4 protein-coding genes are annotated in these 3,817 nt (G+C 62.0%); 1 reads left to right on the plus strand and 3 read right to left on the minus strand.

What is annotated here, in order from left to right; all coding sequences use genetic code 11:
* Nucleotides 1-328: M20/M25/M40 family metallo-hydrolase (locus AC1DT3_RS14215; protein ID WP_477465901.1), on the plus strand; the 328-nt coding region annotated here is incomplete at its 5' end.
* 70 nt (nt 329-398) lie between these two features.
* On the opposite strand, the gene AC1DT3_RS14220 is transcribed toward AC1DT3_RS14215, so the two are convergent.
* From AC1DT3_RS14220 to ribA, 3 genes are all read right to left on the minus strand, one after another.
* Entirely contained in the window at nt 399-2,102 is a 1,704-nt protein-coding gene (locus AC1DT3_RS14220; RefSeq protein ID WP_477465902.1) for an L-lactate permease, read from the minus strand.
* Between the two features lie 195 nt (nt 2,103-2,297).
* On the minus strand, nt 2,298-3,017 hold the full coding sequence (locus AC1DT3_RS14225) for a DUF4198 domain-containing protein (protein ID WP_477465903.1): 720 nt from the start codon (nt 3,015-3,017) through the stop codon (nt 2,298-2,300).
* A 209-nt stretch (nt 3,018-3,226) separates the two neighbouring features.
* A partial coding sequence (ribA, locus tag AC1DT3_RS14230; protein ID WP_477465904.1) for a GTP cyclohydrolase II RibA occupies nt 3,227-3,817 on the minus strand: 591 nt, incomplete at its 5' end.

Below are 3,817 nucleotides of genomic sequence, written 5' to 3' on the forward strand. Positions count from 1 at the left end.
CGTCTGCACGGCCTTCGACGCGAAGGCGAGGCTCGACTACAATCGCGGCTACCCGGTGACCGTGAACGATGCGGACAAGACAGCGTTCATGGTAGAGGCCGCGCGCGCCGTCGCAGGCGACCACGCGGTCGATGTCACGGTCGCGCCGATGATGGGAGCGGAGGACTTCTCGTTCATGTTGGAGCAGCGGCCCGGCGCATACATCTTCCTCGGCAACGGCGACACCGCAAGCTGCCATCATCCAGCCTACGATTTCAACGACGACGCGACGCCCTACGGCGTTTCGCTCTGGGCCAAGATCGTCGAAGCGGGAATGCCCGTACGCTGATCGACGACACGCATGAGATCGCTGCCGGCCGAAAGATCGGCAGCGTTCTTGGATCGTGAGTGTCGAACGATCACTGAACCACCATCGCCGTGAACGGATGCACGTAGGCCTGCAGCATGACGAGGCCGYCGACGAGCGAGGCGAGGGTTATCGAGTGCCAGAACACGAAGCGCAGGATCTCGCCCTCATGTCCGAACCAGTTGGTCGCTGTCGACGCGACGACAATCGATTGCGCGTCGATCATCTTACCCATGACGCCGCCGGTCGAGTTCGACGCGCACATGAGGATTTCCGATAGTCCGAGCTGGCCCGCCGTGATCTTCTGCAATCCGCCGAACAGCACGTTCGACGCCGTGTCGGACCCGGTCAACGCCACGCCGAGCCATCCGAGCAGCGCGGCGAAGAACGGATAGAAGAATCCGGTTTGCGCGAACGCGAGCCCCAGCGTCGCGTCTACTCCCGAGTAACGGGTGAGCGTGCCGAGCGCGAGCATCGCCGCGATCGTGAGAAGCGAATAGCGCACCACCCAAAGCGTTTCTCCATAAGCCTTGATGAGCCGCAGTGGCGAATACTTCATCACCAAGCCGGAGACGATGGCTGCCAGAAGAATCCCGGTGCCGGTCATAGTGAGGATGTTGAAGCCGAAGATTGCCGCCTCCGGCGTCGGCTTGGCGACGACCGGCGGCACCTTCTGAATCATGTTGTGCAGGCCCTCGAAGGTCCATTTCGGGAAGTAGATCGGATTGACGAGATCCTTGAAGGTCTGCGTGCCCCAGATGAACACGAAGACGCAAAGAATGATCCAGGGCATCCAGGCCTTGAACACGTCACCGCTGCTGTGCTTCGGAATCCCTACGCGCTGCGCGGTCGCGGCCGCTCCAAGAGAAGAGGGATGGCGGGACGAGGGATGGCCTGCGGCGAGCGCTTCGCCGTTGTTGCGCAGCACCGGGCTCGTCCAGATCTCGGCCGGATGCCACACTTTGAGGAACGCGACGAGACAGCCCATGGAAACGAGGGAGGCCACGACATCGACAAGCCAGGGCCCATGAAAGTTCGACACCAGGAATTGCGGGATTGCGAAAGCGGCGCCGCAGACGAGAATCGCCGGCCAGATCTGCAACATGCCGCGCCATCCGGCGAACGCCCAGATGAGCCAGAAGGGCACGAGAAGGGAAAAGAAGGGGAGCTGTCGGCCCGCCATGGCGCCGAGCGCGAATGGATCGAGCCCCGTCACCGCACCGAGCGTCACGATGGGCGTACCGAGCGCGCCATAGGCGACCGGCGCCGTATTGGCGATCAGGGACAGGCCGGAAGCGGCGAGCGGTGAAAAGCCGAGACCGATGAGAATGGCCCCCGTCACCGCGACGGGCGTGCCGAACCCCGCCGCGCCCTCGAAAAAGGCTCCGAACGCGAAAGCGACGAGCAGCAATTGCAGCCGCCTGTCGCTGGTGATGCCGGCGATCGAATCCTGGAGAATTTGAAACGAGCCGTTCTCCACCGTCAGCCGGTAGAGGAAGATCACGTTGATGATGATCCATCCGATGGGAAAGAGGCCAGTCAAGGCGCCGAGCCCCGCCGCCTTCAACGCCATGCCGCCCGGCATGCCGAACCCGAACACCGCGATCAGGAGCGAAACGGCAAGCGCGATCAACGCCGCGAGATGCGCCTGCATCTTCGCGAAGGCGATCAGACCCAAAAGGCATAGGATCGGCAGCGTTGCGATCAACGTGGAAAGCAAAGCGCTTCCAAGTGGATCATAGACCTGGCTCCACATGAGCAATTCCCCCTCGTCTGCCCGCTGGATAGCCGGCGTTCCTGGCGGTCAGGCCCGTGCGGACATTCCGCCTCGGAAAGGAGCTAGAAGAGGGAAAGACGACGACTATTCGACTTAAGACGCAATTCGAAGCGTCGCGGGAGGTCGGCACGCTGGAAGGCGCGCCGACCGTCGCTGTCGAGTGGTCTGGCGTCATCAATCGTCGGCGTGCGGCAATGCAAACGACAACGTTGCGTAGTAGCTGATCTGGTCGGCGTCCGGATCGTCCGGCGTCTTCTTCACATGCGCCACGCCGATCACGTTGAGTCCGTCGTTGCGCACGAACAGAACAGCCTTGCCGTTCGCGTCCGTCTTGTTGCTCATGGCGTGACCGTCATTCACGTAGTCGACGGCAAGCGCCACGTCGGGAAGGGGCTTGCCGGCGGCCAAGACCTGGACCGGCAGATCGTCGCCGATTTTCAACGTCATGGGATCGACGAGTGGGACGATTTCAAGATCGCGCCCAAGCGGCCTCGAGGGAGCGCCACGGCCGAGAATCGTCGTGTTCAACTTGATTGACCGACTCGCGGATTGCGCGCCCGGAACGGCGCTCTTCGGCTTGTCGACCGATTTGCCGTCGGCCCCTTTCGTCCAGATTCCATTGTCGAACGTCACCGCAAGGATGACCGTGTCCTTCGTCGGTTCGAGAAGCGTGTTTTTCGTCCCCGCGACGATCCGGACCTCGCGCTTCGCACCTGTTTCGGTGGTCCCCACCGCTTCCCGGACTTTTTCCGGTTTGTAGGCCTCATCGCTCGCGCCATGACCATAGACGACGGCGAGGTCGTCATGGCGCTGTGCCACCCATATACCGTGCGCCTGGGCCCCGGCCGTCATGGCGCCCAGCGCGATGAGCGAGATCAAAGTTTGGCGTTTCACTCTGTTTTCCCTTCAAAGTCGAAATGAACGAGTTCCGTATAGTATACTATACTATGAATCGCCAAGCGCTATTTCGACAGGAGTTCCGAAGCTGCGGGGAGACGAGAAAATCCAATGCTGCCGCGGCCGGGCCATGCCAAAAGGCGCGCGGAACAGGTCCACGCGCCTCTCCGATTCGATGCCACGGCCGTCAGGCCACGATCGATAAGCTAATCAGGTTTGGAGCACGCGAGCGCGCCTTCGAGGTCGATGTAGTGACCCGCACGATCTCGCTTCGAAGCGAGATAGCGCACGTTCTCGGCCGTGCGACGCCCGATCACGCGATGATCGGACACGACCGCAATTCCGGCCTCGCTGATGGCGCGGATCTTTTCCGGATTGTTGGTCATCAGCCGCACCGCGCCGACATCGAGGGCCTTGAGCATCACGGCCGCGAAATCGAATCGACGCTGGTCCGACTCGAATCCGAGAACCTCGTCGGCGTCGTACGTGTCGTAGCCTTGTGCCTGAAGCTTGTAGGCCTTGATCTTGTTGGCGAGACCGTTTCCGCGACCTTCCTGATCGAGATAGAGCAGGATGCCGCCCTCGTTCTCGGCCATGAACCGCACCGTTTCGCGCAACTGATCGCCGCAATCGCACTTGAGGCTGCCGAAGAGATCACCCGTCAAACACGCCGAATGCAGCCTGACCGGTACGGGTTTGGAAAAATCGGGCGCGCCGACGATGATGGCGACCTGGTCGCGCAGACCCTCGCCGCCGCGGAAGACGACGAATTCCGTCTGGGGCGCGCCGTCGAGGGG

This window comes from Microvirga sp. P4_G7 (assembly GCF_056401005.1).